Below are 22,052 nucleotides of genomic sequence, written 5' to 3'. Positions count from 1 at the left end.
CTCGAGCGTATGACGACGACCACCGCCACGCCCGGCCTCACGCCCGCCCCGCTGGTGCGCTGCGTGACCGCCCAGAACCCCTCCCCGATGACCCTCGCGGGCACCAACACGTACGTGGTCGCCGCACCGGACTCGGACGCGGCCGTCGTGGTGGACCCGGGCCCGGAGGACGACGTCGCCGCCCACCTCGAGCGCGTCCGTGCGGCGGCCGAGGGGCGCCGGATCGCGCTCATCCTGGTGACGCACCGGCACGCCGACCACACCGGCGGGGTGGACGCGTTCCACGCGGCCACGGGCGCCCCCGTGCGTGCCGCGGACCCGGACTGGTGCCGCGGCGGGGCCGCCGTCCTGACGCCGGACGAACGGATCGACGTCGCCGGCACCCCGGTGCTGGCGTGGCACACCCCGGGCCACACCTCGGACTCCTACTCGTTCGCCGTCCCGGACTCGGGCGCGCACGGCGCGGTCATCACGGGCGACACCATCCTCGGCTCGGGCACCACCATGCTCGACCACCCGGACGGCACCCTCACCGACTACCTGGCCAGCCTGCGCCGCCTCGAGGCGGCGGGCCCGCTCACGGTGCTGCCCGCGCACGGGCCCGTGCCGGAGCCGCTGGACGTCGTCGCCCGCGACTACCGGCACCACCGCGAGGGCCGCCTGGAGCAGATTCGCACCGCCCTGGCCGCGTTGCCCGAGACCGAGGCGGCGACGATCACGCCCGAGGACCTGGCCCCGCGCATCTACCCCGGCCTCACCGGCACCGTGGCCCGCGTGGCCGTCCAGACGGTGGCCGCGCACCTGCGCCACCTGCGCGAGGGCTGAGCCCCTCCGCCGCGGGCCCGGCCCGCACTACGCTGACCTCAGACCCGACCCCTCGACCCCGCGGAGGCACCCCATGACCATCCTCGTCGGCTACGCCCCCTCGAAGGCCGCGGACGCTGCGCTGGACACCGCCCTGGACATCGCCCGCTCCACCGGCGAGCGCGTGGTGGTGGTCAATGCCGGCCCCGGCGGCGAGCACCGCACCAAGTCCCTCGTCACGGAGGAGCAGCAGCGCGGCGTGCAGGCCCGGTTGGACGCCTCCGGCGTGACGGCCGAGTTCCGCCAGTACGCGCGCGGCCGATCCACGGTGGAGGAGATGAAGGACGTGGCCGCGGAGCTGGACCCGTCCATCGTGGTCATCGGCGTGCGCCGCCGCGGCGGCTTCGGCCGGTTCGTCATGGGATCGGTCTCGGACGAGCTGCTGCAGGAGATCGATCAGCCCGTGCTGTGCGTGAAGGAGTACCGGCAGTACGGGGACCACACGCCCGAGGCCGTGAGCCACGTGGCCGAGACGGACCCGGCCGCCCACGGCCTGCCCGCGTCCGAGCCGATGGCCGAGCGGCGTCGGCTCACGCCCGTCGACCCCGGGGACCCGACGCTCGAGCGCTGAGCGCTCCCGCCGGGCCTCAGTCCTCGTCGTCCTGACGGCGGCGGGTGACGGCGTCGTCGAGGAGGCCGTCCGCGTGGGAGCCGGCGCCGCTGCGCCGTCCGGCCTCGTCCGCCGCCGCGGCCTCCGCCGCCTGCTTGGCCTGCTGGGCGCGCCGCTCGGCGAACGCCTCCTCGCCCGGGCCGGCGAGTTCGCGGTTGCGCTGCACCGCCGTCATCGAGCCGGTGTACAGACCGGAGTGGTCGCCCACGCGGGTCAGCGGCGTGGTGAGGGTGTCCGGGCGCAGATCGGCGCCGTCGACGCGCGGCAGCGGCGCGGTGCGCGGACGCGGCTCGCGGGCCGCCACCCCGGAGCGGTCCGGGCCCGGCTGACCCGTCGGGTCGCCATCGCGGGCCCCCGCGTCGGAGCCCTCGGAGGCGGGGGCCGCGTCGTCGTGGGCGGGGTGCCCGTCCACCATGCGCTGCACCACGATGCCCTCGGGGTGCTCGTGGCGCAGGAAGGTCACGAGGTCCTCGCGCACGAGGCAGCGCAGGTCCCAGAGGTCGCCGGAGTTGCGGGCGGAGACCACGGCGCGGATGCGCACGACCCCGCCGGTCGCGTCGGTCACCTGCAGCGCGTGCTCGCGTCCGTCCCACAGGTCCGTGGACTCGAGCAGCTGGGTGAGTCGCGCGCAGCGCGTCCATGGGGACGCGCCAGTCCACGTCCAGCTCCACGACGCCGGAGACCTCGGAGCCCACCCGCGTCCAGTTCTCGAACGGCTGGGTGGTGAAGTGCGAGGACGGGTAGACCATGCGGCGACCGTCCCAGAGCTTGAGCACCACGTTGGACAGGGTGATCTCCTCGACGGTGCCGAACACGCCCTCCATGTCCACCACGTCGCCCACCCGGATCGCGTCCGTGAAGGCGAGCTGGAAGCCGGCGAACACGTTGGTCAGCGTGGACTGCACGGCCAGGCCGGCGATCACGGAGATCACACCGGCGGAGGCGAGCAGGCCGGCCCCGAGCGAGCGCACCTCGGGCACCCCCAGCAGGACCACGGCGACGGCCACCACCACGATCACCGCGTTGAGGATGCGCCGGATCAGGATGGTCTGCGTGCGGATGCGTCGCTCGCGGCGGTGCTCGACGCCGGTCTCCTGGTAGCGGCCGAGGATCCCCGCCTCGATCACGCCGACCAGGCGCCACGCGGCCCACGCGCCTGCGGCGGCCACGGCGATAAGCATCAGGAACGACGCCGGCCGGTACCAGGTCTGCTCCTCGGCCATGACCCCGAGCCAGATCCGGGAGGCCAGCAGGCCGGCGGCGACGGCGGCCGGCAGGCTCAGCCGCGCGGCGCCGTGCTGGAACGCGGGGCGGCGCACGAGCACGACGCGTGCCACCTGCAGGGCCAGGTACACGACCGCCGCGCCGACCGCGAACGCCATCAGCACGGTCAGCAACGTCCCCCACTCCACGCCGAAGGCCCGCGTGGTGGCGGCCGCCCCGTCCTGGAAGTCCCCCTCCACCCCGGACGGCACGGTCTCGCCCGCCAACAGGCGGTCCAGGGCGGTCAGCAGGGGCGGGGGCGCGAGGGCAGACAGGGCGGGGAGGACCATGACGACAGTCTGACACCCGCCCCCGGACGCACCCCGGAGAAGAGCACAATGGAGCCTGACCGTCCGCGCGGTCCGGGCCCGGCCGTCGTCGCGCCCCGTCCCGCCGCCCCGCCGCCGCCCCTCTGGAGGAATCCGTGCTCTCCGTCACCGACCTGCGCCCGCTCGACACCGCCACCGCGGACCTGTCCCGCATCATCCCGCGGGCGAACGTGGACGTGTCCTCCGTGGTGCCGGTGGTCGCCCCGATCCTCGAGCAGGTCCGCCACGGCGGCGAGCAGACCCTGCTGGAGCTGGCCGAGCGGTTCGACGGCGTCCGCCCGCCGGCCCTGCGCGTGCCCGCGGAGGCGCTCGAGGCCGCCCTGACCGGGCTCGACCCGCAGGTGCGCGCGGCGCTGGAGGAGTCGATCCGCCGGGCCCGGCTCGTGCACGCCGCCCAGCACCCCCAGGACTCGACGGTCGAGCTCGGCGAGGGCGCCGTCGTCGAGAACCACTGGCTCCCCGTGGGCCGTGTGGGCCTCTACGTGCCCGGCGGCCGCGCCGTGTACCCCTCCTCGGTGGTGATGAACGTGGTGCCCGCGCAGGCGGCCGGCGTCGGGAGCCTCGCGGTGACCTCGCCCCCGCAGCGGGACCACGGCGGCCTGCCCCACCCCACCGTGCTCGCCGCGTGCGCCCTGCTGGGCGTGGACGAGGTCTACGCGGCCGGCGGCGCCCAGGCCGTCGCCATGCTGGCGCACGGCGTGAAGGACGACGACGGCGGGTGGCTCTGCGCGCCCGTCGACCTGGTGACGGGGCCCGGCAACGTGTACGTGGCCGCCGCGAAGCGCGCGCTGCAGGGCGTGATCGGCGTAGACGCCGAGGCCGGGCCCAGCGAGATCGCCGTGATCGCCGACGGCACCGCCCGCGCCGACTGGGTGGCCGCGGACCTGATCAGCCAGGCCGAGCACGACCCGCTGGCCGCCTCCGTGCTCATCACGGACTCCGAGGACCTGCTCCGGGACGTGCAGGCGGCGATCGAGGCGCAGGTGCCCGGGCAGCTCCACGAGGAGCAGCTGCGTGAGGCGCTCACCGGACCGCAGTCCGGCGTGCTGCTGGTGCGGGACATGGACCAGGCCGTGGAGGTCTCCGACCGGTACGCCACCGAGCACCTCGAGATCCAGACCCGCGACCCCGAGGCCCTCGTGGGGCGCCTCCGCAACGCCGGCGCCGTGTTCGTGGGCCCGCACGCCCCCGTGCCGCTGGGCGACTACTCGGCCGGGTCCAACCACGTGCTCCCCACCTCCGGGACGGCCCGTTTCTCGTCGGGTCTGAACACCGTGACGTTCCTGCGCCTGCAGCAGCGCATCCGCTACACGGAGACCGGGCTCAAGGAGGTCGCGGACGGGATCGGCGTGCTGGCCGAGGACGAGCGCCTGCCCGCGCACGGCGCCGCGATCCGCGCCCGCTTCGCGTGAGGGAGCGGGAGTGAGCGGCGTCCGCATCGACGCGTGGCTGTGGGCCGTGCGGCTGTACAAGACCCGGTCGGCGGCCACGGCGGCCGTGCGCGCGGGCCACGTGCGCATCGACGGCGAGCCCGTGAAGGCGGCGACGCCCGTCGTCGTCGGGAACCGGGTGCGGGTGCGCCAGGACGGACGTGAGCGGATCCTCGAGGTCACCGGGCTGATCGCCAAGCGGGTGGGCGCCCCCGTGGCCCGGCAGCAGTACGTGGACCACTCCCCGCCGCCCGTGCCGCGTGAACTGCTCGCCGTGCCGTACCGCGAGCGCGGCGCGGGCCGGCCCACCAAGCGGGACCGCCGGCAGCTGGACGCGCTGCGCGGCCGCGACAGACGCTGAGCGTCTCAGTCCTCCCCGATCCGAACGGCCCGGGCGGGCCACCGCCGGAGCCGACGGTGGGCCGACGCCCGCGCCGTCATCCGCCGAGAAGTTTCGTGACGGCCACCCGGAACGGGCGATCGTTCTCCACCTGCACCGTGACGGTGAAAGGCCCGTCCTTCTGGCGGGGAGGCAGGCCTGCCGACCAGTCACCGCACATGGCCTCGGACCCCGCCTGCCACTGCCCCTTCGACGTGGGCGAGTCGGAGACGTACACGTCGCTCTTCCCCGTCGCATCGGACGGGCACACGAGCTGCACGCGATAGCGCTCCCCACGGCGCGCATCGTCCAGGGTCACCTGATACTCCCCCGTGCCGACCCCCTCCTTGACGACGGTTTCGGACGCCGTGTCGATGTACTGCGTCCCGGGCTGATCCGACGTGCTGTACTCACTCAGAGTCATGCCGCCGTCCTGGAAGAGCTCGTCCGGAAGCGGCACCGGCCCCTCGTCGGCCCACGTGGTGTCGGACGGGACCGGCGCCGTGGCACGGGCAGGGGAAGACGGTGCCACCGAAGGGCTGGACGCACCAGTCGCGCTGGAGGAGACGCTGCTCTGGGAAGCGGAGCATCCCGAAATGGCGGTACTGAGGAGAGCGGCGGGGACACGGCGGCCGACAATGCCGCACGCCTCGTCGTGATGTCCATCCGCATGATCTGATCCCTCTCGGCGAACCGTCTGCGGGGGCCGCGGGCCGCGATCTCGAGCCTCCCCCCTCGAGTGACTCGATCCTGGCCGGGGATGCCCGGTGTGTCAAGCGTCACATCGGAGGAGCTCGCATGACGCCGGGCGACCGCCGTGCTTTGACCGCCCCACGGACCCGTCCGTAGGCTGGTCCCCAGAATCACGAGTTCCCGTCATTCACGGCCCTGGCCGGCGGGACGGCAACCCTCTCACGCAGTAGTGGGGTGCTCCAGGTGATGATTCGGCCCCTCGGACACCCCGACGGGCAAGTACCGCGCCTCTGCGGATCCGGGCGATCCGCGTTCCCGCCGTCTGCGGAGCCGCGTCAGTCATCGGAAGAGGACGCGCGCCATGACCCTGACCCACGAACCCCACACCGCCGCGTGGGACACCGACCTGTCCCTCGGCAACCTCCGCTCCGGCCTCTCGGCCTTCCCCACCGGGGTCGTCGCGCTGGCGGGCCTCGCCGACGACACCCCCGAGGTGATGGTGTCCTCCTCCTTCGGCGTGGGCATCTCCTGGGAGCCGGCCCTCGTGTCCTTCTCCGCGCAGAACAGCTCCCGCACCTGGCCGCGCCTGCGCCGGGCCGGGGCGATCGGCGTCTCCCTGCTCGCAGCGGACCAGACGCCGCTGTGCCGTCAGCTGGCCTCCCGCGAGGGCGACCGCTTCGCCGGTCTCGACGTGCACCACAGCCCGCACGACGCCCTGCTGATCGGGGGCTCCTCGCTCTGGCTCGAGACGCGGGTGCACGCCGAGGTCCCGGCGGGCGACCACACGGTGGTGCTGCTGGAGGTGACGGCCTTCGCGGATCACACGGACGCCGCTCCCCCGGCCGCCCTGCACCGCAATCTCTTCCACGGCCTGCGCGCGCTCTGAGCGAACTCCAGGTGAACAATCGGGCCCCTGGTTCCCGGTCGGCGAGATCCGTGCAATGATGGAGCCCGAAGTTGATCAAGCTGTATCCCGCCATCTTCACTGCTCGTCAGCCCGGCCTCGCCGGCGTCGATGAGTGTTGGGCAAGCGGTTCAGTCTCGCCGCTTCACCCGCGTTCCACATCCGGGCCGCGGTCCAACACCGCCACCGCACCGCGGGGGCGCATCGAAAGGACACCATCATGGCTGTCGGTACTGTCAAGTGGTTCAACGCTGAGAAGGGCTACGGCTTCATCGCCCCCGAGGACAACTCCGCGGACGTGTTCGTGCACTTCTCCGCCATCCAGGGCTCGGGCTTCAAGGAGCTCCAGGAGAACGACCGCGTCGAGTTCGAGACCCAGGACGGCCCCAAGGGCCTCCAGGCCGCCAACGTGACGAAGCTCTGATCTTCGCCTGACGCACGGCTTCCGACGCCCCCGGTCCGCACGGACCGGGGGCGTCGTCGTGTGCGCTTCCGTGCGCCCCGCACACCCCCGCACTCCGCCGCACGCCCGTTCGACCGCGGCGCTGCGACATCACCGCAGGGCAGCACTGCGGTGATGTCGCTGAAGCGCGGTCCTCTGCGGTGGGTCTGATCCTGGCCCTGCGCGTCAGGCCGCGCCCCGCCGGCCCACGTGGCGACCCAGCAGCAGCACCACGCCCAGGGCGAGCAGATACCCGCCCGCGACGACGGCGAAGCCGGCCCGGTAGTCACCCGCGACGGCGGCCGCCGCGAACACGACCGTCATCACGGTGCCGAGCTGGCCCGAGGTGACGTCGAGCCGCTCCATCACGACCGTGGCGGAGGCGGAGACGCCGTAGTTGAACAGGGGCCCGGCGCCCATCGCCGCCAGCAGCACCCACAGCAGGGCCGCGGAGGGGCGGCGCGCGGCGGGGGCGGGAGGGGTCACGGCCCCAGGCTAGCCCGGGCGCCCGGGCTGCCCCGCCGAGACGACCGACGCCCTGCGACATCACCGCCGGTCAGAACGGCGGTGATGTCGCAGGGCGTCGGCCACATAGGGTCAGCCGGGCGGGGACAGGTCAGCCGACGCGGCCCTCCCCACGGTGCTCACCCTCCACGCGGCCGGTGGTCCCCCGCTGGGTTACCTCCGCGCCGTCCTGGCGCTCGGGCCGCTCGCCGGCCTCCGCCGGCAGGCCCTCGTTCTCGTCGGTGGGCGTCTCGCCGGCGGTGGCGGCGGGTGCCGGGCCCTGCGGGGCCCGACCACGGCCGCCGTGCGTGCACAGCGACTCGCCCTCACCCAACGCGCTGACGCGCGGCATGGGCGACGTGGTCAGCGGCACGGACTCGGCCCGCCGGGCGTCGACCAGCGTGGAGCCCGTCCCGGAGATGGGCGAGCCCTGCACGGGGGCGCCGCCCGCCTCGCGGCCCGGGATCAGCAGCTCGGAGCGCCACTCGGGGTCACGCTCGGTGAGGTAGTCCACGCGGGCGTGCTCGCCGAAGTGGTCTGCGTCCGCCTCCTCCCAGTCCATGGCCCAGCCCGCGGGCGGGTCGTTGAGCAGCTCGTCCGTGCGCAGCCAGTGGTAGATGGACGCGTACGAGCGGGTGCTCAGGTGGTCCACGCGGCGGCGCAGCATGCGGGTGTTCAGCTGGGACGGATGCGTCAGACCCATGGACGCCATGATCTGCACGGCCTCGCGCACGGTCAGGCGGTGGTAGTTGAAGACGCGGTTGCCCTTGTCCTCCACGTCGAGGGCGCGCATCAGACGCGGGTCCTGCGTGGCCACCCCCACGGGGCACTCGTTCGTGTGGCACTTCTGCGCCTGGATGCACCCGGTGGCCATCATCATCGCGCGGGCGGACATGGTGAAGTCCGCGCCCTGGATCAGACGCTTGACGATGTCCGAACCGGTGGCGACCTTGCCGGCCGCGCCGAGCTTGATCATGTGGCGCAGGCCGGTGCCCACGAGGGCGTTGTGCACGAGCATGAGGCCCTCGGTCAGCGGGGTGCCCACGCGGTCCGAGTACTCGAGCGGGGCGGCGCCGGTGCCGCCCTCGGAGCCGTCCACGATGATGAAGTCGGGGGCGATCCGCTCCTCCCAGATGGCCTTGGTCATGGCCAGCACGTCCACGCGGGAGCCCACGCAGAACTTGATGCCGATCGGCTTGCCGTCCGAGAGCTCGCGGAGCTGCTCGATGAACCTGACCATCTCGCGCGGGGTGTGGAACGCGGAGTGGGACGCCGGGGAGAGGCAGTCTCTGTCCATCGGGATCTCGCGGGCCTCGGCGATCTCGGGGGAGATCTTCTCCTTGGGCAGCATGCCGCCCAGGCCGGGCTTCGCGCCCTGGGAGATCTTGATGGTGATGCCCTTGACCTCCGGCAGCAGCGCCTTCTCGGCGAACTTCTCCGGGCTGAAGGTGCCGTCCTCGTTGCGGCAGCCGAAGTAGCCGGAGCCGATCTCCCAGAACAGGTCCGCGCCGTTGCCGCGGTGGTACTTGGTGAGGCCGCCCTCGCCGGTCTCGTGGATGAACCCGCCCAGGCCGGCGCCCTTGTTCATGGCGGTCACGGCGTTGGCGGAGAGGGAGCCGAAGGACATGGAGGAGATGTTCATCAGCGAGATGTCCACGGGCCGGCGGCAGTCCGGGCCGCCGATCCGCACCGTGGGGGGCTCCTCCGGCGGGTTGACCGGGGCGGTGGAGTGCAACAGGAACTCGTAGCCGATCTCCGCGGTGTCCCGCTCGGTGCCGAACGCCTTGTGGCTGTCCAGTCCCTTCGCACGGGCGTAGACGATCGAGCGGGTGTCCCGGTCGAACGGCTTGCCGTCGAAGTTGCGCTCGATGAAGTACTGCTGGATCTCGGGGCGGATCGACTCCAGCAGGTACCGCATGTGGCCGAGCACGGGGTAGTTGCGGAGGATCGCGTGCCGCTTCTGGGTCATGTCCCACACGGCGAGCACGAGCAGCGCCACCAGGAGGACCGCCAGCACCCACCACGCGCCGCCGCCGATGGCGGCCACCAGCACGACGACGAGCGCGGCCAGCGAGAGGGTCGCGACGATCAGGAGTCTGTTGTTCACCCGACCATCGTGCCCTATATCACTCGAACGTTCATCCTCGCCGCACTGTGTCGAGGTCCCACGCGTGGGGCAGGGGCGTCCGGGCCGACGGCAGGGCCACGCTGCGCCGCCACTCGTGCAGCCACTCCGGCAGCGTCGGCTCCCCCGCGAGGTCGTGGCCGGCCGCCGCCGCGATCGCCCGGATCTCGTCGTTCTCCACGGGGCGGCCGTCCTTCTTGCGCAGGCGCGTGCAGATGTACGCGCGCACCGCGACGTCGCCGTCGACCACCACGCGCTGCTCGAACCACACCGCGCGCTCATCCAGGCCGATCATCCGCGTCTCCACGTCGAACCGCTGCCCCAGGGTCACCGAGCGGCGGAACGCGATCTGCTCGGCCTGCACCACGGGCGTCCAGCCGCGACGGCGGATCTCGTCCCACAGGCCGGTGCGGACCATCGCGTCGAAGCGGCCGAGGTCGAACAGCCCGAAGTACTGGCCGTTGTTGACGTGCAGGGCCATGTCCACGTCCGTGGGCAGGGCGCGCATCGGCAGCGTCGTCGGCTCCCAGAGTCCGGCGCGCGGGCGGCGGCGGGCGCGGGCGACGACCCAGATCGTGCGGGGGATCAGATGCATCGGATGTTCCTCCTCGGGGTCACAGGACCCCCTCGGTCAGATGGTCCGGCGTGCCGAACCGGTGGGCGGTCACGGACACGGCCTGTTCGTGCAGGAACGGCAGCAGCTCCACCTCGCCGGCGCTCACCACGGGGCCAGCGTAGACCGCCACGTCGGGGGTGTCGCCGAGCGCCGCGTGGAGCGCGCTCCGCGCCGCCTCGGCCGCCTCCCGGTCGCCGGTCCAGTCGGCGACGAGCCGGATCCGTGCGTCGCCGCCGCCCTCCGCTGCGGGCGGGATGAGGGCCAGCCGCCGGGCGCGGTCGTGGAACGCGGCGTCGTCCTCGACGACGACGTCCACCGGCGCGGCCGTGCCGGCACCCTCCGTGCGGACGGACCGGACCAGCTCCTCCACCCGGCCGCGCATGGCCTCGGCCGAGAGTCCGTCCGCGTCGGGCCCCTCCGCGGTGGGGGTCCGCCCCAGGCTCACGGTCATGGGCGCCCCGGCGCGCAGGCCGGCGGAGACGATGCGCAGCAGGTGGTCGGCGGGCCCTGAGTGCCGGCGCACGAGGACCGGGGTGGGCACGTGACGCAGCACGTTCCGCTCGGCCTCGAGCGCGGAGACGTCCGTGGCCACCCCGAACACGGTGGTCCACGCGTGGGTGTCGAGGGCGCGGGCGGTCTCGAGCCAGGACGCGCCCGGACCGTCGGCCTCGGACCCGGGCCGCCCCTCTCCCCCGGCCCACGTGGGCGCGTCCTCCCAGTCCACGAGGCCGTGCAGGTAGTGCGGCCCGCCGGCCTTCGTGGTGGGGCCGACGACGGAACGCTTCCAGCCGCCGAAGGGCTGGCGGCGCACGATGGCCCCGGTGATGCCGCGGTTCACGTAGAGGTTGCCGGCGCGCACGCCGCGCAGCCACACGTCGATCTCCTCCCGGTCCAGCGAGTGCAGCCCGGAGGTGAGGCCGTAGTCCACGGCGTTCACGATCCCGATGGCCTCCTGAAGCGTCTCGGCCGTCATCACGGACAGCACGGGGCCGAAGTACTCGGTGAGGTGGGCGTCGGCGCCCGGGCGCACGCCGGAGCGGATGCCCGGGCTCCACAGGCGACCCGTCTCGTCCAGCTGCCGCGGGCGCAGGGCCCACCGCTCCCCCGGGCCGAGCTCGGTGAGCCCGCGGCGCAGCTTCTCGCCGGGGGCCTCGATCACGGGGCCCATCTCGGCGCGCGGGTCCGCGGGGTGCGCCACGTGCAGGGAGGAGGCGGCGTCCAGCAGCTGCCGGTGGAAGCGCTCGGAGGTGCCCACGGAGCCGACGAGCACCACGAGGGAGGACGCCGAGCACTTCTGGCCGGCGTGGCCGAACGCGGACTGGACCACGTCCTTCGTGGCCAGGTCCAGATCCGCGGACGGGGTCACGATCACGGCGTTCTTGCCGGAGGTCTCGGCGAGCAGGTGCAGGTCGGGGCGCATCCCCTTGAACAGCCGTGCGGTGTCCCAGCCGCCGGTGAGGATGAGCCGCTCGACGGCCGGGTCGGTCACGAGCGCCGCGCCGACCTCCGCCTCGTCCTCCTCCGCCAGCGTCACCAGGCGCACGAGGTCCGCGGGGTCGTGCCCGGCGAGCGGGCCGCCGTCGTCGAACAGGCCCGAGTCCCGCAGCCCGGCCACGATCAGCTCCCACGCGACCGCGCCCGTCCGCTCGGACTGCGGGGCCGGCTTGAACACCACGGGCGAGCCGGCGCCGAGCGCGGCGAGGACGCCCCCGACCGGGATGGCCACGGGGAAGTTCCACGGCGGGATCACCAGGGTCAGGCGGACGGGCACGGCGCGAGCGCCCTCCACCGCGTCCAGGCCGCGGGCCAGGCGGGCGTAGTAGTGCGCGAAGTCCACGGCCTCGGAGACCTCGGGGTCGCCCTGGTCCAGGGTCTTGCCGGTCTCGGCGGCGGCCACCTCCAGCAGGCGGGCCCGGCCGGCGTGCAGGGCCCGTCCGACGGCGTCCAGCGCGTCGGCGCGCTCGTGGCCGGTGAGCGCGCCCCAGCGGGCGCCGGGGTCGGCGGTGGCGGCGATGGCGGCGCGGGCGGCGTCGACCGTGGTGGCGCGGTGGGCGCGGACGGTGCCCTCACCGAGCGCGGAGTCCGGGACGGCCGCGAGGATCCGGCGGGCCCACTCCCGGTTGCCGGGCAGCGCGGGGTCCGTGTCCGGGGTGTTGGCGAAGCCGTCCACGGGGGCGGGGGTCGGCCCGTCCTCCCCGCGGGACCGGTCCTGGAGGCGGTTCGGACGGGGCACGGCCGCGTCCAGGTGGCGCAGCGAGGCGCGGAAGCGCTCCTCCTCGCGGGCGAACAGGTCCGCGTCCGCGTCCAGGTCGAACACGGCGGACATGAAGTTCTCCGGGGAGGCGCCCTCCTCGAGGCGGCGCACGAGGTAGGAGATCGCCACGTCGAACTCCTCGGGCCGCACCACGGGCGTGTAGAGCAGCAGGGCGCCGACGTCCGCCCGGACGGCGGCGGCCTGGCCGGTGGCCATGCCGAGCAGCATCTCGAACTCCACGGCGGCCGGGTCGAGGCCGCGGCGCTCGATCAGCCGGTGGGCCAGGGCCACGTCGAAGAGGTTGTGCCCGGCCACGCCGATGCGCACGTGGGCCAGATGCTCCGGGGTGAGCGCGTAGTTGAGCACGCGCTTGTAGTTGGTGTCCGCCTCCTGCTTCGAGCCCACCGTGGCCAGCGGCCAGCCCGTCAGGGAGGCCTGCATCCGCTCCATGGGCAGGTTGGCGCCCTTGACCACGCGCACCTTGACCGGGGCGCCGCCGGCGGCGACGCGGCGCGCGGCCCACTCCTGCAGGCGCACCATGGCCGCGAGCGCGTCCGGCAGGTAGGCCTGCAGCACGATGCCGGCCTCGTAGTCGCGCAGGCCCGGCTGCTCGAGCAGGGCGGTGAACACGTGGAGCGTGAGGTCGAGGTCGCGGTACTCCTCCATGTCCAGGTTGATGAAGGTGTCCCGATCCCGGGCGAGCTCGAACAGCGGGGTGAGCCGCTCGGTGATGTCCGCGACGGCCTCGTCGAACGCGTAGGGCGCGTGCGGCGCGGTGGCGGCGGAGACCTTCACGGACACGTAGTCGACGTCGTCGCGGCGGATCAGCGCGGCGATGCCCTCGAGCCGGCGGTCCGCCTCGCCCTGGCCGAGGATCGCCTCGCCCAGCAGGTTGATGTTCAGCCGGGTGTGCTCGTCGCGCAGGGCCGCGATGGCCTTGCCGAGCTGTCGGTCCCGCGCGTCGACGATCAGGTGGGAGACCATGTGCCGCAGCACGCGGCGGGCCGTGGGGACGGCGATGCGCGGCACGAGCGGGGCCGCGCGGCCGCCGACGCCGAGGACGGCGCGCAGGGCCGGAGGCAGGAAGCCGGGGGCGCGGCCGGCGAGCTCCCGCAGCGCCCGGGCGGCGATCGCGGGGTCCTCGGGGCGGACCACGTGGTCCACGAAGCGCACGATGAAGTCGAGGCCGCCCGGCTCCTTCAGGGCGCCCGCCAGCTGGCGGGCCGCGAAGTCGGCCTGATGGTCCCGGGACTCGGCGAGCCAGCGCCGCACCTGCGCGACGGCATCGTCGGCGAGGGCGTGCAGGTCGGCGGGGTCGGGGATCCCGCCGGTCGCGCCGAGGACCCGGTCGAGATCGTCGTGGTCCTGGGCGGAGAACATCGCGGTCATGGCCGCACTCTGCACGTGTGCCGGGTCACAGGTCAAACCGCCGCGGCTTCCTGTCAGACGCCTATGCTCGATGGACATCCCCTCGCCGCGCGCCCGCGCGTCGCCGCCGTCTTCCCAGGAGCCCGTCCGCCATGGCCGCCGCCGACCCCGTCCCCACCGACGCGCGGGAGCGCCGGGACGTCGTCGTGCCCGTGCCCGGACCCGAGGATCCGCCCGAGCGGGCCTGGCTCGTCCTGCCCCACCGCCACCCGGTGCCGACGCTGCTAGACGAGACGCGGGACGCCGTCGTGGGCCTGGCCGAGACGCTCGCCGCCGTGCTGCCGGTCACCGTGCTCGCCCACCCGCGCGACGCCGGGGCGGCGCGGCTGGTGCCCCCGGAGGTGGACCTGCTGCGCGCGCCCGTGGGCTCACCGCTGCTGGGCCGCACCGGGCCGAGCTTCATCCGCCGCCCCGAGGGCCTGGCCGCCGTCGCCTGGCGCAGCGCCGCGGGACTGACCGGGACCGGACCGCTCGACGGCGCGGCCGCGACGGCCGTGGCGGAGGCGGCGGGACTGCCGCTGCTCACGCCCCTGCTGTGCGCCCCGCGCGGGGCCTGGGTGACCGACGGCGAGGGGACGGCCGTGGTGGCCGCGGACCCCGTGCTGGACGGGCGGATCAACGGCGCGTGGACCCCCGGCCAGGTGGCCGCCGAGTTCGCCGCCCTGCTGGGGATCACCCGGGTGCTGTGGGTGCCGCCGGCACCGCGGCCGGACACCGGGCCGTGGGGCGGGCCCGGTCACCTGGCCTCGTGGGTGCGCCTGCAGGGCGACGGCGAGGCCGCCGTGCACTGGCGCGGCGACCGGTTCCACCCCGAGCACCCGTACGCCGCGGCGGCGCTGCGCTTCCTGCAGGGCGCCGACGACGCCGCCGGCCGGCCCCTGCGCGTGCGCACGGTGACCGGGGCGGCGCAGCCCGCCGAGTACGACCCGGCCGAGCGGGGCCCCCGCTCCCTCCTGGACACGCTGCCGCTGGGCGCTGCGGTGCTGCGGCCGGCGTTCGAGGACGCCGCGGGCGAGGAGGCCGCGGCCGCCGCGTGCGCGGCACTGCACCCGGGGCTGCCCCAGCTGTCGTTCCCCGCCCCGCCGCTGCTGCGGCTGGCCGGCGCGCTCAACGACCTGGTGCTGCTCCAGCCCCGCCCGTGACCTCGTCGGTCGCGGGGCCGTCGTCGTCCCCGCCGTCCGTCGGGGCGCGGTCCTCGTCCTTCCCGTGCGCGTCCGAGCGCCAGGCCGCCGGGCGCAGCCGTTCCAGGAGCGAGGACTGACGGCGCTCCATCCCCTTCAGGTCCGAGGCGATGAGCGCGTTGATCCAGCGGGCGTTCGGGTCGGCGTCGATCAGCACGGCCTTGGCCAGCAGCGTGCAGGGCAGCGCGAGGATGGCGCCGAGCGGGCCGAGGACCCAGGCCCAGAAGAGCAGGGAGAGGAAGCTGACGGTGGGGATCACGCCGATCGCGTCGCCGGCCACCTTGGGCTGGATCACGGACTGCAGCACGAAGTTCAGCACCGAGTAGCTGACCACCACCCACAGGAAGTCGGACCAGCCGCCCGCCGCCAGGCCCAGGACGGCCGGCGGCAGCAGGCCGATGATGAAGCCGATGTTCGGGATGTAGTTGGTGAGGAAGCTGAGCACGCCCCACACGAGCGCGAGCGGCACGCCGATCAGCATGAGGGCAATCACGTCCAGCACCGCCACGATCAGGCCGAACACCGTGGTGACCACCCAGTAGCGGCGCACGCCCTGGGCGAACTCGACCAGGGCGTGGCCGAACTCGTGGCGGGCGGTGCTGAGCAGGCGGACGCGGCGTTCGACGTCCATCGAGTCCATGGCCAAGAAGAACATGCCCATGATCACGGTGACGAGCAGGCCGAAGACCGCGTAGACGTTCGTGGCGATCTTCGTGATGGCGCTGACGGCCGTCCCGGTGACGGCGCTCATGTCGATCGAGGCCAGCTGCTGGGACACCATGTCCGGGGTCACGCCGCGCTCGTTGAGCCAGTGCGAGACGTCCAGGACGATCTGCTGGAAGCGGTCCGCGTACTTGGGCAGCTCCGCCACCAGCTCGAGGCCGGACCACACCATCATGCCCCCGAACACGGCCATCACCGCGACGACCAGCAGGACGGTGGTGGCGGCCCCGAGCACGGGGTGCAGGCCCCGGCGGATGAGCCAGGCCTGCAGCGGGTAGGCCACGATCACGAGGTTCAGCCCCAGGAAGACGGGGGCCGCGATGGAGGCGATCCCCTGGAAGAACTGCACCACCAGCACCAGACCCGCGAGCGTCAGGACGATCACCAGCATGCGCGGCCACATGCGGTGGGGGCGGCGGATGTCCCAGTCGGAGGCGGGACTCGACGAGGCGGAGGGCGGGGTCACCCCCGCGGGCTGTGCGGCGCTCACGCGGGCAGTCTATGCGCGGGCCGGACGGGGTAGGGTCGGGACCAGTCCACATCGACAGGGGAGCGCCGCGCGGCGCTGAGAGTGCGGTCCGCCGCAGACCCTCGAACCTGCTCCGGTCCGCACCGGCGAAGGAAGTCGAGTCTCCCGGTCGACGTCGTCCCGGGATTTCGGTGGCGGCCTCGTCCCGGCCCCTCTGCCGTCCCAGAGGAGAACCGCCATGTCCCGCACCCCGCACCGCGCCCTCGCCGCCCTCTCGGTGGCCGCCCTCGCCCTCACCGGCTGTTCGGTGTCCGGCTCGTCCGGCGACGGGGCGTCGTCGTCCGCCTCCGGGGCCGGCGGCGGCGAGCCGACGACGGTGACGATCATGACGCACGACTCGTTCAACCTGCCCCAGGAGCTCGTCCAGAAGTTCGAGCAGGAGTCCGGCTACACCCTGAAGACCACGGCCCCCGGCGACGCCGGCAGCGTGGTGAACCAGCTCATGCTGGCCAAGGACGAGCCCACCGTGGACGGCGTCTACGGCGTGGAGGACCACTCGGCGCACCGCCTCGTCCGCGAGGGCGTCGTCGCCGCCTACACCCCGAAGGACCTGCCCGCCTCCGCGCAGGACCGGATGGTCGAGGACCGCATGACCCCGGTGGACCAGGGCCAGGTGTGCTTCAACACGGATCCGGCGTGGTTCACCGCCCACGACGTCGAGGCCCCCACCTCGATCGACCAGCTCGACGACCCCGAGTACGCGAAGCTGACGGTCGCCACCTCCCCCGTGGCCTCCTCCCCCGGCCTGGCGCTGCTCGCGGCCACCACCGAGAAGTACGGCGACGACGGCTGGCAGGACTGGTGGCAGGGCCTGATGGAGAACGGCGGCAAGGTCGCCGACAGCTGGTCCGACGCCTACAACTCGGACTTCTCCGGCGGCGAGGGCAAGGGTCAGTTCCCGGTGGTGCTCTCCTACTCCTCCTCCCCCGCGTTCGCCCCCGAGACCGAGGTGATCGAGGACTCCTGCACCCCGCAGGTCGAGTACGCCGGCGTGCTCGAGGGCGCGAAGAACCCCGAGGGCGCGCAGGCGTTCGTGGACTTCCTGCTCACCGAGGAGGTCCAGTCCGCCCTGCCCGAGTCGATGTACATGTACCCGATCGACGAGTCGGTGCAGCTGCCCGAGGAGTGGGCGCAGAACGCGCCGCTCGTCGAGGACGCCATCACCCCGGACCCCGCCCGCATCGACGAGCGCCGCGAGGACCTGCTGAAGGAGTGGACCGCCCTGTTCGAGGCCTCCCGGCGCTGATGTCCGCGCTCACCGAGGTCTCGGCCCCCGGCACGGACCTGCCGCGCCGGCGGGCCCGCGGCCGGGGGGACGGGCTCGGCCCGTGGTGGCTGGTGGCCGCCGTCCTGCCGGTCGCCTTCCTGCTCGTCTTCTTCGCGTGGCCCGTGGCGGCCATGCTCTGGCGCGGGATCGGCGGCGACGCCGACGCGTTCACCGGCGCCGTGGACCTCGCCGCCTTCGGGGAGACCCTCGCCCGCGAGCGCACGTGGCGCATCCTCGGCCAGACGCTCGGCATGGCCGCCGCCGGCACGGTGGTCTCGGTGGCGCTCGGCCTGCCGACCGCGTTCGTGCTGCACCGGCGTCGCGTCCCGGGGCGGGCCGTGCTCCGCGCCCTCGTGCTCGTGCCGTTCGTGCTGCCCACGGTGGTGGTCGGCGTCGCGTTCCGCGCCCTGCTCGCCCCCGGCGGACCGCTCGGCTTCACCGGGCTGGACCAGACGACCACCGCCGTCGTGCTGGCCATGGTCTTCTTCAACGTGTCCGTGGTGGTGCGCCAGGTGGGCGCGCTGTGGAACGCGCTGGATCCGCGCCAGACCGAGGCCGCCCGCACCCTGGGCGCCTCGCCGTGGCGGGCGTTCCGCACCGTGACGCTGCCCCAGCTCGCCCCCGCGATCGCCGCGAGCGCGGCGCTGGTGTTCCTGTTCTGCGCGTCCGCGTTCGGCATCGTCCAGACGCTCGGCCGGCCCGGCTACGGCACGCTCGAGTCGGAGATCTGGGTGCAGACCTCCGTCTACCTGGACCTGCGGACCGCGGCGGTGTTCTCCGTGCTGCAGTTCGCGGTGGTGCTGGCCGCCGTCGTGGTCTCCGGCGTGACGGCGGCGCGCACCCAGCGGGCGCTGCGGCTGCGGGAGACGCCGCCGGCCCGGCTCACGCGGGCGGACGCGGTCCCGATGGCCGTGATGCTCGCGGTGGTGGCGCTCGTGGTGGCCCCGATCCTGACGCTCGTGGTGCGCTCCTTCCACACCCGCCACGGCTGGGGGCTGGGCAACTATCGGCTGCTGTCCACGAGCGCGGGCAGCGGGTTCGTGGGCGGGTCGACGCCGGCCCAGGCGCTCGAACAGTCCCTGCGGGTGGCCGTGGACGCCACGCTCGTGACGCTCGTGGTGGCCGTGCCGCTGGCCCTGCTGCTGACCCGGCCCTTCCGCTCACGCGCGGCACGGGCGGCCCAGCGGGCCCTCGACGGCGCCCTGCTCCTGCCGCTCGGGGTGTCCGCGGTGACCGTGGGCTTCGGCTTCGTCGTGTCCCTGCGGGCCGCGTTCCCGGAGCTGGCGGCCTCGGGCGTGCTCGTGCCGCTGGCCCAGGCGGTGGTGGCGCTGCCGCTCGCGGTGCGGGCGCTCGTGCCCGTGCTCGCGGCGGTGGACCCCCGGCTGCGGGAGGCCGCGCGCACCCTCGGGGCGGGCCCGTGGCGGGTGCTGGCCACGGTGGACGGCCCGTTCCTCGCGCGCGGCGTGGGCGTGGCCGCGGGCTTCGCGTTCGCGGTGTCCCTGGGCGAGTTTGGGGCCACGAGCTTCCTGGCGAGCCCGTCCGCGCCCACCCTGCCGGTGCTGATCGCCCGGCTGCTGGGCCGGCCGGGCGCGGACAACTACGGGATGGCGCTCGCGGCGGCCACGGTGCTGGCCGTGCTGAGTGCCGGGATCATGCTGGTGTGCGAGCGGCTGCGCCCCCGGGGCCCGGCCGGGGCGGGAGGTCTCTGATGACGCCGACGACGACGGGGGCCTCCCTCCGGCTGCGGGACGTGGCGATCCGCTACCCGGACGGCTCCACCCCTGTGCGGGGGACGGACCTGGACGTGGCCGCCGGGGAGATCGTGGCGCTCGTGGGCGCCTCCGGCTCGGGCAAGTCCACGATCCTGCGCGGGATCGCCGGGCTCGAGGACGTCGTGGCGGGCACGGTGGAGCTCGACGGGCGGGACGTGGCCGCGGTGCCGACGCACCGCCGGGGCGTGGGGATGGTGTTCCAGGACGGGCAGCTGTTCCCGCACCGGACCGTGGGCCGGAACGTGGCGTACGGCCTCGAGTCCGCCGGCTGGGACCGGGCCCGGCGGCGGGCACGCGTGGCCGAGCTGTTGGACCTGGTGGGCCTGACCGAGCTCACGGACCGGCCCGTGCAGCGGCTCTCCGGCGGGCAGGCCCAGCGCGTGGCGCTGGCCCGGTCGCTGGCCCCGGCCCCGCGGGTGCTCCTGCTGGACGAGCCGCTGTCCGCGCTCGACGCGGACCTGCGCCGGCGCCTGGCCGAGGACATCCGGACGGTGCTGCGGGCGGCGGGGACGACCGGCGTCGTCGTCACCCACGACCTCGCGGAGGCCGCGGTGATGGCCGACCGCACGGTGCGCCTGGGCGCGGGGGGACGCATCGCGGCGGAGGAGGACGGCCCGGCGGTAGCCTCTCAGGCATGACCCCGCCCGCACCCCGCCCCCGGCTGACCGCCCAGGACGTGGTGGACGCCGCCGTCGGGATCCTGCAGGACTTCGGCATGGGCGACCTGTCCATGCGGCGCGTGGCCGCGGTGCTGGGCGTGCAGGCCTCCGCACTGTACTGGCACGTGCCGGACAAGCAGTCGCTGCTGGCGCGGGTGGCGGACCGGATCGTCGCCGAGGCGGAGGAGACCGTGCGCGCCCGCCGCGTCACGGACCTGGCGGGCCGCGCCGAGGCCGCGGAGACCGCCCTGCTGCGGCACCGGGACGGGGCGGACGTGGTGCTCTCCGCCCTCGCGCTCGGGCTGGGCGGCCTCGGCCTGCACCGTCTGCTCACCGAGGCGGCGGACACCCCGGAGGACGGGGAGCGGGCCCTGGCGCTGCTGCTGGGCACCGTGTCCCTGCGGCAGCAGCGCGCGCAGGCGCAGGCGCTCGGCGTGCCGACCGGCCCGGACGTGCAGCGGCACCGCACGGACCCGCTCTGAGCCCCCGTCCGACGCCGCCGCACGGGAGGCCGAGGAGAGGAGACCTGCCTCCTCACAGGTGCGCTCGGTAAGGTCGGGCGGACAGGTCGGGACGGGTCGTCCCCTACGTCCACGGCGATCCCGCCCGACCGCCGCAGGACCAGCATGGCCCGCCGGACCCGGCTCACAGTTCCGGCGCGGTCCCCTTCGACCCAGCCGGCGAAGCCATGGGAGCACGGATCAACCACCCGCGGACGGTCGTGGACCGGACGCTGCATCACGACGTCGAGGCCGCACACCCCGCGGCGCTCGTCGACGTGGGCTGGGACTTCCGTGGTCCGGGCGCCAAGGCGGAGGAGCAGCACCGCCCGCTGCGCGTGGTCCGTGCCCGCCGGCCTCGGGGCACCCCGCGGGACCGCAACGGCGTCGACCTCACGCGTACCGGCCCCGTCGTCCCCCGCCCCGCCCCGCCGCGCACCCGGATCCGCCGGGACGGCGTCCGCGTGGTGGCCAGCCCGCTGGCCATGCTGCCCGGCGTGGACCACGGCCCCGCCCTCCGCCTGGACCTGCACCCGACGACGGGGGGCATCGTCTACGTGGCCCGCGAGCTCGAGCTGCGCGAGCTCGGCGACGACGTCCGCGGCCACGTCTACACCGGCATGATCGGCACGGCGCACCTGAGCGCCTTCTGGGCCACCGTCACGGTCGAGCTGCCGCCGGAGAGCCCGGTGATCGTGCGGCTGCGCTCGGACCGGGACGCCGAGCTGCTCGCCCTGCTCGAGGTCCTCGCCCCCGTGGACACGCGCGTGGTCTCCTACCGGCTCGACGAGTCCCCCGTGGGCACGCAGCGCTCCAGCTACCTGTTGCCGGACGTGGACCCGGAGACGGTCGCCCAGACGGGTGCGGCCCGGATCCCGCTCGAGGCCGTCGAGGCCGCCCAGGAGGAGGAGGACGCGCTGCGCCGCTCCTCCGGCGTCTTCCTCTCCCGCCGCCGCACGGACCGCTTCCTGCGCCGCAACCTGCCCGGGGTGACCCACAGCCTCACGTTCGCGGACGAGGCGGACGTGACGGACGTGTACGTGGACGGCTCCGTGCTGCGCGGCTCCCGCATCGGCGGGGCGGCCGCCGTCGCCGGGCCGAGCATGTGGGCCGTGCAGGCCGTGGCCGGGGCCACGATGCCGCTCGAGGTGGAACTCGAGGCCCTCGTGCTGGGGCACGTGATCTGCGCGTGGGCGGGCACCCCCGGCGGCCGGGTCACCATCCACTCGGACTCGCGCGCCGCGCTGGCCCTGCTCAACGCCGCCCGCCGCGAGCGGCTCACCCTCGGCGGCGCCCGGGGCGAGCGCATCCGCCGCACCCTGCGGCGCCTGCTGGCCGCCGTCGACCTGGCGCAGGCCGCGGACGTCCAGGTGGACACCACGTGGGTCAAGGGCCACGTGGGGGTGCACGGCAACGAACTCGCCGACGACCTCGCCCGGGCCGCCGCCCGCCATGCCAGCGTCGGCACCCCCGAGGGGGACCTGCCCGAGCGGATGGGGCAGCTGATCAAGCTCCGCGTCGAGGACGACGCCGCCGGCTGACCCCGGCCCCCGATTCCCCGTCCTCCGCCCCAGCCTCTA

19 protein-coding genes, 1 pseudogene and 2 riboswitches are annotated in these 22,052 nt (G+C 74.5%); of the genes and pseudogenes, 12 read left to right on the top strand and 8 right to left on the bottom strand.

The features are described from left to right. Positions 1–9: 9 nt before the first annotated feature. Together AC0VX4_RS01630 and AC0VX4_RS01625 are read left to right on the top strand one after the other, a co-directional pair. Entirely contained in the window at positions 10–825 is an 816-nt protein-coding gene (locus AC0VX4_RS01630) for an MBL fold metallo-hydrolase (protein ID WP_049161175.1), read from the top strand. A 73-nt stretch (positions 826–898) separates the two neighbouring features. Continuing rightward, positions 899–1,435 (top strand): universal stress protein, encoded by a 537-nt coding sequence (locus tag AC0VX4_RS01625; protein WP_002855803.1) that lies wholly within the window; start codon positions 899–901, stop codon positions 1,433–1,435. Positions 1,436–1,451: 16 nt separating this feature from the next. Here AC0VX4_RS01625 and AC0VX4_RS01620 read toward each other — a convergent pair whose 3' ends face one another. Next, positions 1,452–2,039 carry a hypothetical protein gene (locus tag AC0VX4_RS01620; RefSeq protein WP_475464487.1) on the bottom strand — a complete coding sequence of 196 codons (588 nt, stop codon included), beginning with the start codon at positions 2,037–2,039 and terminating at the stop codon, positions 1,452–1,454. A gap of 190 nt (positions 2,040–2,229) precedes the next feature. Next, a pseudogene (locus AC0VX4_RS01615) lies at positions 2,230–2,655 on the bottom strand (mechanosensitive ion channel family protein); the annotation flags it as partial. Positions 2,656–3,161: 506 nt separating this feature from the next. Here AC0VX4_RS01615 and hisD point away from each other — a divergent pair. Beyond that, positions 3,162–4,478 (top strand): histidinol dehydrogenase, encoded by a 1,317-nt coding sequence (gene hisD, locus AC0VX4_RS01610; protein WP_144824385.1) that lies wholly within the window; start codon positions 3,162–3,164, stop codon positions 4,476–4,478. Between the two features lie 10 nt (positions 4,479–4,488). Next, positions 4,489–4,857, top strand: coding sequence for an RNA-binding S4 domain-containing protein (locus AC0VX4_RS01605; RefSeq protein ID WP_002855797.1), 369 nt, complete (start codon positions 4,489–4,491; stop codon positions 4,855–4,857). Between the two features lie 76 nt (positions 4,858–4,933). On the opposite strand, the gene AC0VX4_RS01600 is transcribed toward AC0VX4_RS01605, so the two are convergent. After that, the gene (locus tag AC0VX4_RS01600) at positions 4,934–5,335 is read right to left on the bottom strand and encodes a hypothetical protein (RefSeq protein ID WP_002855796.1); all 402 of its coding nucleotides are present in this window, start codon (positions 5,333–5,335) and stop codon (positions 4,934–4,936) included. Between the two features lie 401 nt (positions 5,336–5,736). Further along, positions 5,737–5,856, top strand: a riboswitch (SAM riboswitch). A 73-nt stretch (positions 5,857–5,929) separates the two neighbouring features. Between AC0VX4_RS01600 and AC0VX4_RS01595 the strand changes: the two genes are divergently transcribed. After that, positions 5,930–6,454 (top strand): flavin reductase family protein, encoded by a 525-nt coding sequence (locus AC0VX4_RS01595; protein WP_002855792.1) that lies wholly within the window; start codon positions 5,930–5,932, stop codon positions 6,452–6,454. Between the two features lie 238 nt (positions 6,455–6,692). Beyond that, entirely contained in the window at positions 6,693–6,896 is a 204-nt protein-coding gene (locus tag AC0VX4_RS01590; RefSeq protein WP_002855790.1) for a cold-shock protein, read from the top strand. Positions 6,897–7,100: 204 nt separating this feature from the next. Here the strand turns inward: AC0VX4_RS01590 and AC0VX4_RS01585 are convergent, their stop codons facing one another. From AC0VX4_RS01585 to AC0VX4_RS01570, 4 genes are all read right to left on the bottom strand, one after another. Further along, positions 7,101–7,400 (bottom strand): hypothetical protein, encoded by a 300-nt coding sequence (locus tag AC0VX4_RS01585; protein ID WP_060774867.1) that lies wholly within the window; start codon positions 7,398–7,400, stop codon positions 7,101–7,103. A 130-nt stretch (positions 7,401–7,530) separates the two neighbouring features. Continuing rightward, positions 7,531–9,525 (bottom strand): FMN-binding glutamate synthase family protein, encoded by a 1,995-nt coding sequence (locus tag AC0VX4_RS01580; protein WP_475464486.1) that lies wholly within the window; start codon positions 9,523–9,525, stop codon positions 7,531–7,533. A 31-nt stretch (positions 9,526–9,556) separates the two neighbouring features. Continuing rightward, complete coding sequence (locus AC0VX4_RS01575; RefSeq protein WP_475464485.1) at positions 9,557–10,138, bottom strand: acyl-CoA thioesterase; 582 nt, start codon at positions 10,136–10,138, stop codon at positions 9,557–9,559. A 19-nt stretch (positions 10,139–10,157) separates the two neighbouring features. Further along, complete coding sequence (locus AC0VX4_RS01570; protein ID WP_475464484.1) at positions 10,158–13,802, bottom strand: bifunctional proline dehydrogenase/L-glutamate gamma-semialdehyde dehydrogenase; 3,645 nt, start codon at positions 13,800–13,802, stop codon at positions 10,158–10,160. A gap of 131 nt (positions 13,803–13,933) precedes the next feature. On the opposite strand from AC0VX4_RS01570, the gene AC0VX4_RS01565 reads away from it, so the two are divergent. Then, positions 13,934–14,983: an agmatine deiminase family protein gene (locus AC0VX4_RS01565; RefSeq protein ID WP_044658823.1), complete on the top strand. Its 1,050-nt coding sequence runs from the start codon at positions 13,934–13,936 to the stop codon at positions 14,981–14,983. On the opposite strand, the gene AC0VX4_RS01560 is transcribed toward AC0VX4_RS01565, so the two are convergent. Continuing rightward, entirely contained in the window at positions 14,949–16,235 is a 1,287-nt protein-coding gene (locus AC0VX4_RS01560; RefSeq protein WP_475464483.1) for an AI-2E family transporter, read from the bottom strand. The two genes, AC0VX4_RS01565 and AC0VX4_RS01560, sit on opposite strands and share 35 nt — an antisense overlap. A 46-nt stretch (positions 16,236–16,281) precedes the next feature. Further along, a riboswitch (TPP riboswitch) is annotated at positions 16,282–16,386 on the top strand. Between the two features lie 66 nt (positions 16,387–16,452). On the opposite strand from AC0VX4_RS01560, the gene AC0VX4_RS01555 reads away from it, so the two are divergent. From AC0VX4_RS01555 to AC0VX4_RS01535, 5 genes are all read left to right on the top strand, one after another. Then, the gene (locus AC0VX4_RS01555; protein WP_002858002.1) at positions 16,453–17,520 is read left to right on the top strand and encodes a thiamine ABC transporter substrate-binding protein; all 1,068 of its coding nucleotides are present in this window, start codon (positions 16,453–16,455) and stop codon (positions 17,518–17,520) included. Further along, a complete protein-coding gene (locus AC0VX4_RS01550) occupies positions 17,520–19,250 on the top strand; it encodes an ABC transporter permease (protein WP_002858000.1) in 1,731 nt (576 codons plus the stop codon). The genes AC0VX4_RS01555 and AC0VX4_RS01550 overlap by 1 nt, the downstream gene beginning before the upstream one ends. Further along, positions 19,250–19,951: an ABC transporter ATP-binding protein gene (locus AC0VX4_RS01545; protein WP_002857999.1), complete on the top strand. Its 702-nt coding sequence runs from the start codon at positions 19,250–19,252 to the stop codon at positions 19,949–19,951. The genes AC0VX4_RS01550 and AC0VX4_RS01545 overlap by 1 nt, the downstream gene beginning before the upstream one ends. Further along, a complete protein-coding gene (locus tag AC0VX4_RS01540) occupies positions 19,948–20,454 on the top strand; it encodes a TetR family transcriptional regulator (RefSeq protein ID WP_350746561.1) in 507 nt (168 codons plus the stop codon). The genes AC0VX4_RS01545 and AC0VX4_RS01540 overlap by 4 nt, the downstream gene beginning before the upstream one ends. A gap of 206 nt (positions 20,455–20,660) precedes the next feature. Beyond that, a complete protein-coding gene (locus AC0VX4_RS01535; protein WP_475464482.1) occupies positions 20,661–22,013 on the top strand; it encodes an RNase H family protein in 1,353 nt (450 codons plus the stop codon). Positions 22,014–22,052: the final 39 nt, after the last annotated feature.

This window comes from Micrococcus sp. 63XJN7_8_ISO-PGPR-S23-253, from assembly GCF_056173425.1.
This window is presented reverse-complemented; position numbering and strand designations above follow the sequence as displayed.

Bases quoted from the DNA above. Each gene is read 5' to 3' on its own strand.
- AC0VX4_RS01630 (WP_049161175.1), top strand. From the start codon at position 10: ATGACGACGACCACCGCCACGCCCGGCCTCACGCCCGCCCCGCTGGTG.
- AC0VX4_RS01625 (WP_002855803.1), top strand. From the start codon at position 899: ATGACCATCCTCGTCGGCTACGCCCCCTCGAAGGCCGCGGACGCTGCG.
- AC0VX4_RS01595 (WP_002855792.1), top strand. From the start codon at position 5,930: ATGACCCTGACCCACGAACCCCACACCGCCGCGTGGGACACCGACCTG.
- AC0VX4_RS01590 (WP_002855790.1), top strand. From the start codon at position 6,693: ATGGCTGTCGGTACTGTCAAGTGGTTCAACGCTGAGAAGGGCTACGGC.
- AC0VX4_RS01575 (WP_475464485.1), bottom strand. From the start codon at position 10,138: ATGCATCTGATCCCCCGCACGATCTGGGTCGTCGCCCGCGCCCGCCGC.
- AC0VX4_RS01570 (WP_475464484.1), bottom strand. From the start codon at position 13,802: ATGACCGCGATGTTCTCCGCCCAGGACCACGACGATCTCGACCGGGTC.
- AC0VX4_RS01565 (WP_044658823.1), top strand. From the start codon at position 13,934: ATGGCCGCCGCCGACCCCGTCCCCACCGACGCGCGGGAGCGCCGGGAC.
- AC0VX4_RS01555 (WP_002858002.1), top strand. From the start codon at position 16,453: ATGTCCCGCACCCCGCACCGCGCCCTCGCCGCCCTCTCGGTGGCCGCC.
- AC0VX4_RS01550 (WP_002858000.1), top strand. From the start codon at position 17,520: ATGTCCGCGCTCACCGAGGTCTCGGCCCCCGGCACGGACCTGCCGCGC.
- AC0VX4_RS01545 (WP_002857999.1), top strand. From the start codon at position 19,250: ATGACGCCGACGACGACGGGGGCCTCCCTCCGGCTGCGGGACGTGGCG.
- AC0VX4_RS01540 (WP_350746561.1), top strand. From the start codon at position 19,948: ATGACCCCGCCCGCACCCCGCCCCCGGCTGACCGCCCAGGACGTGGTG.
- AC0VX4_RS01535 (WP_475464482.1), top strand. From the start codon at position 20,661: ATGGGAGCACGGATCAACCACCCGCGGACGGTCGTGGACCGGACGCTG.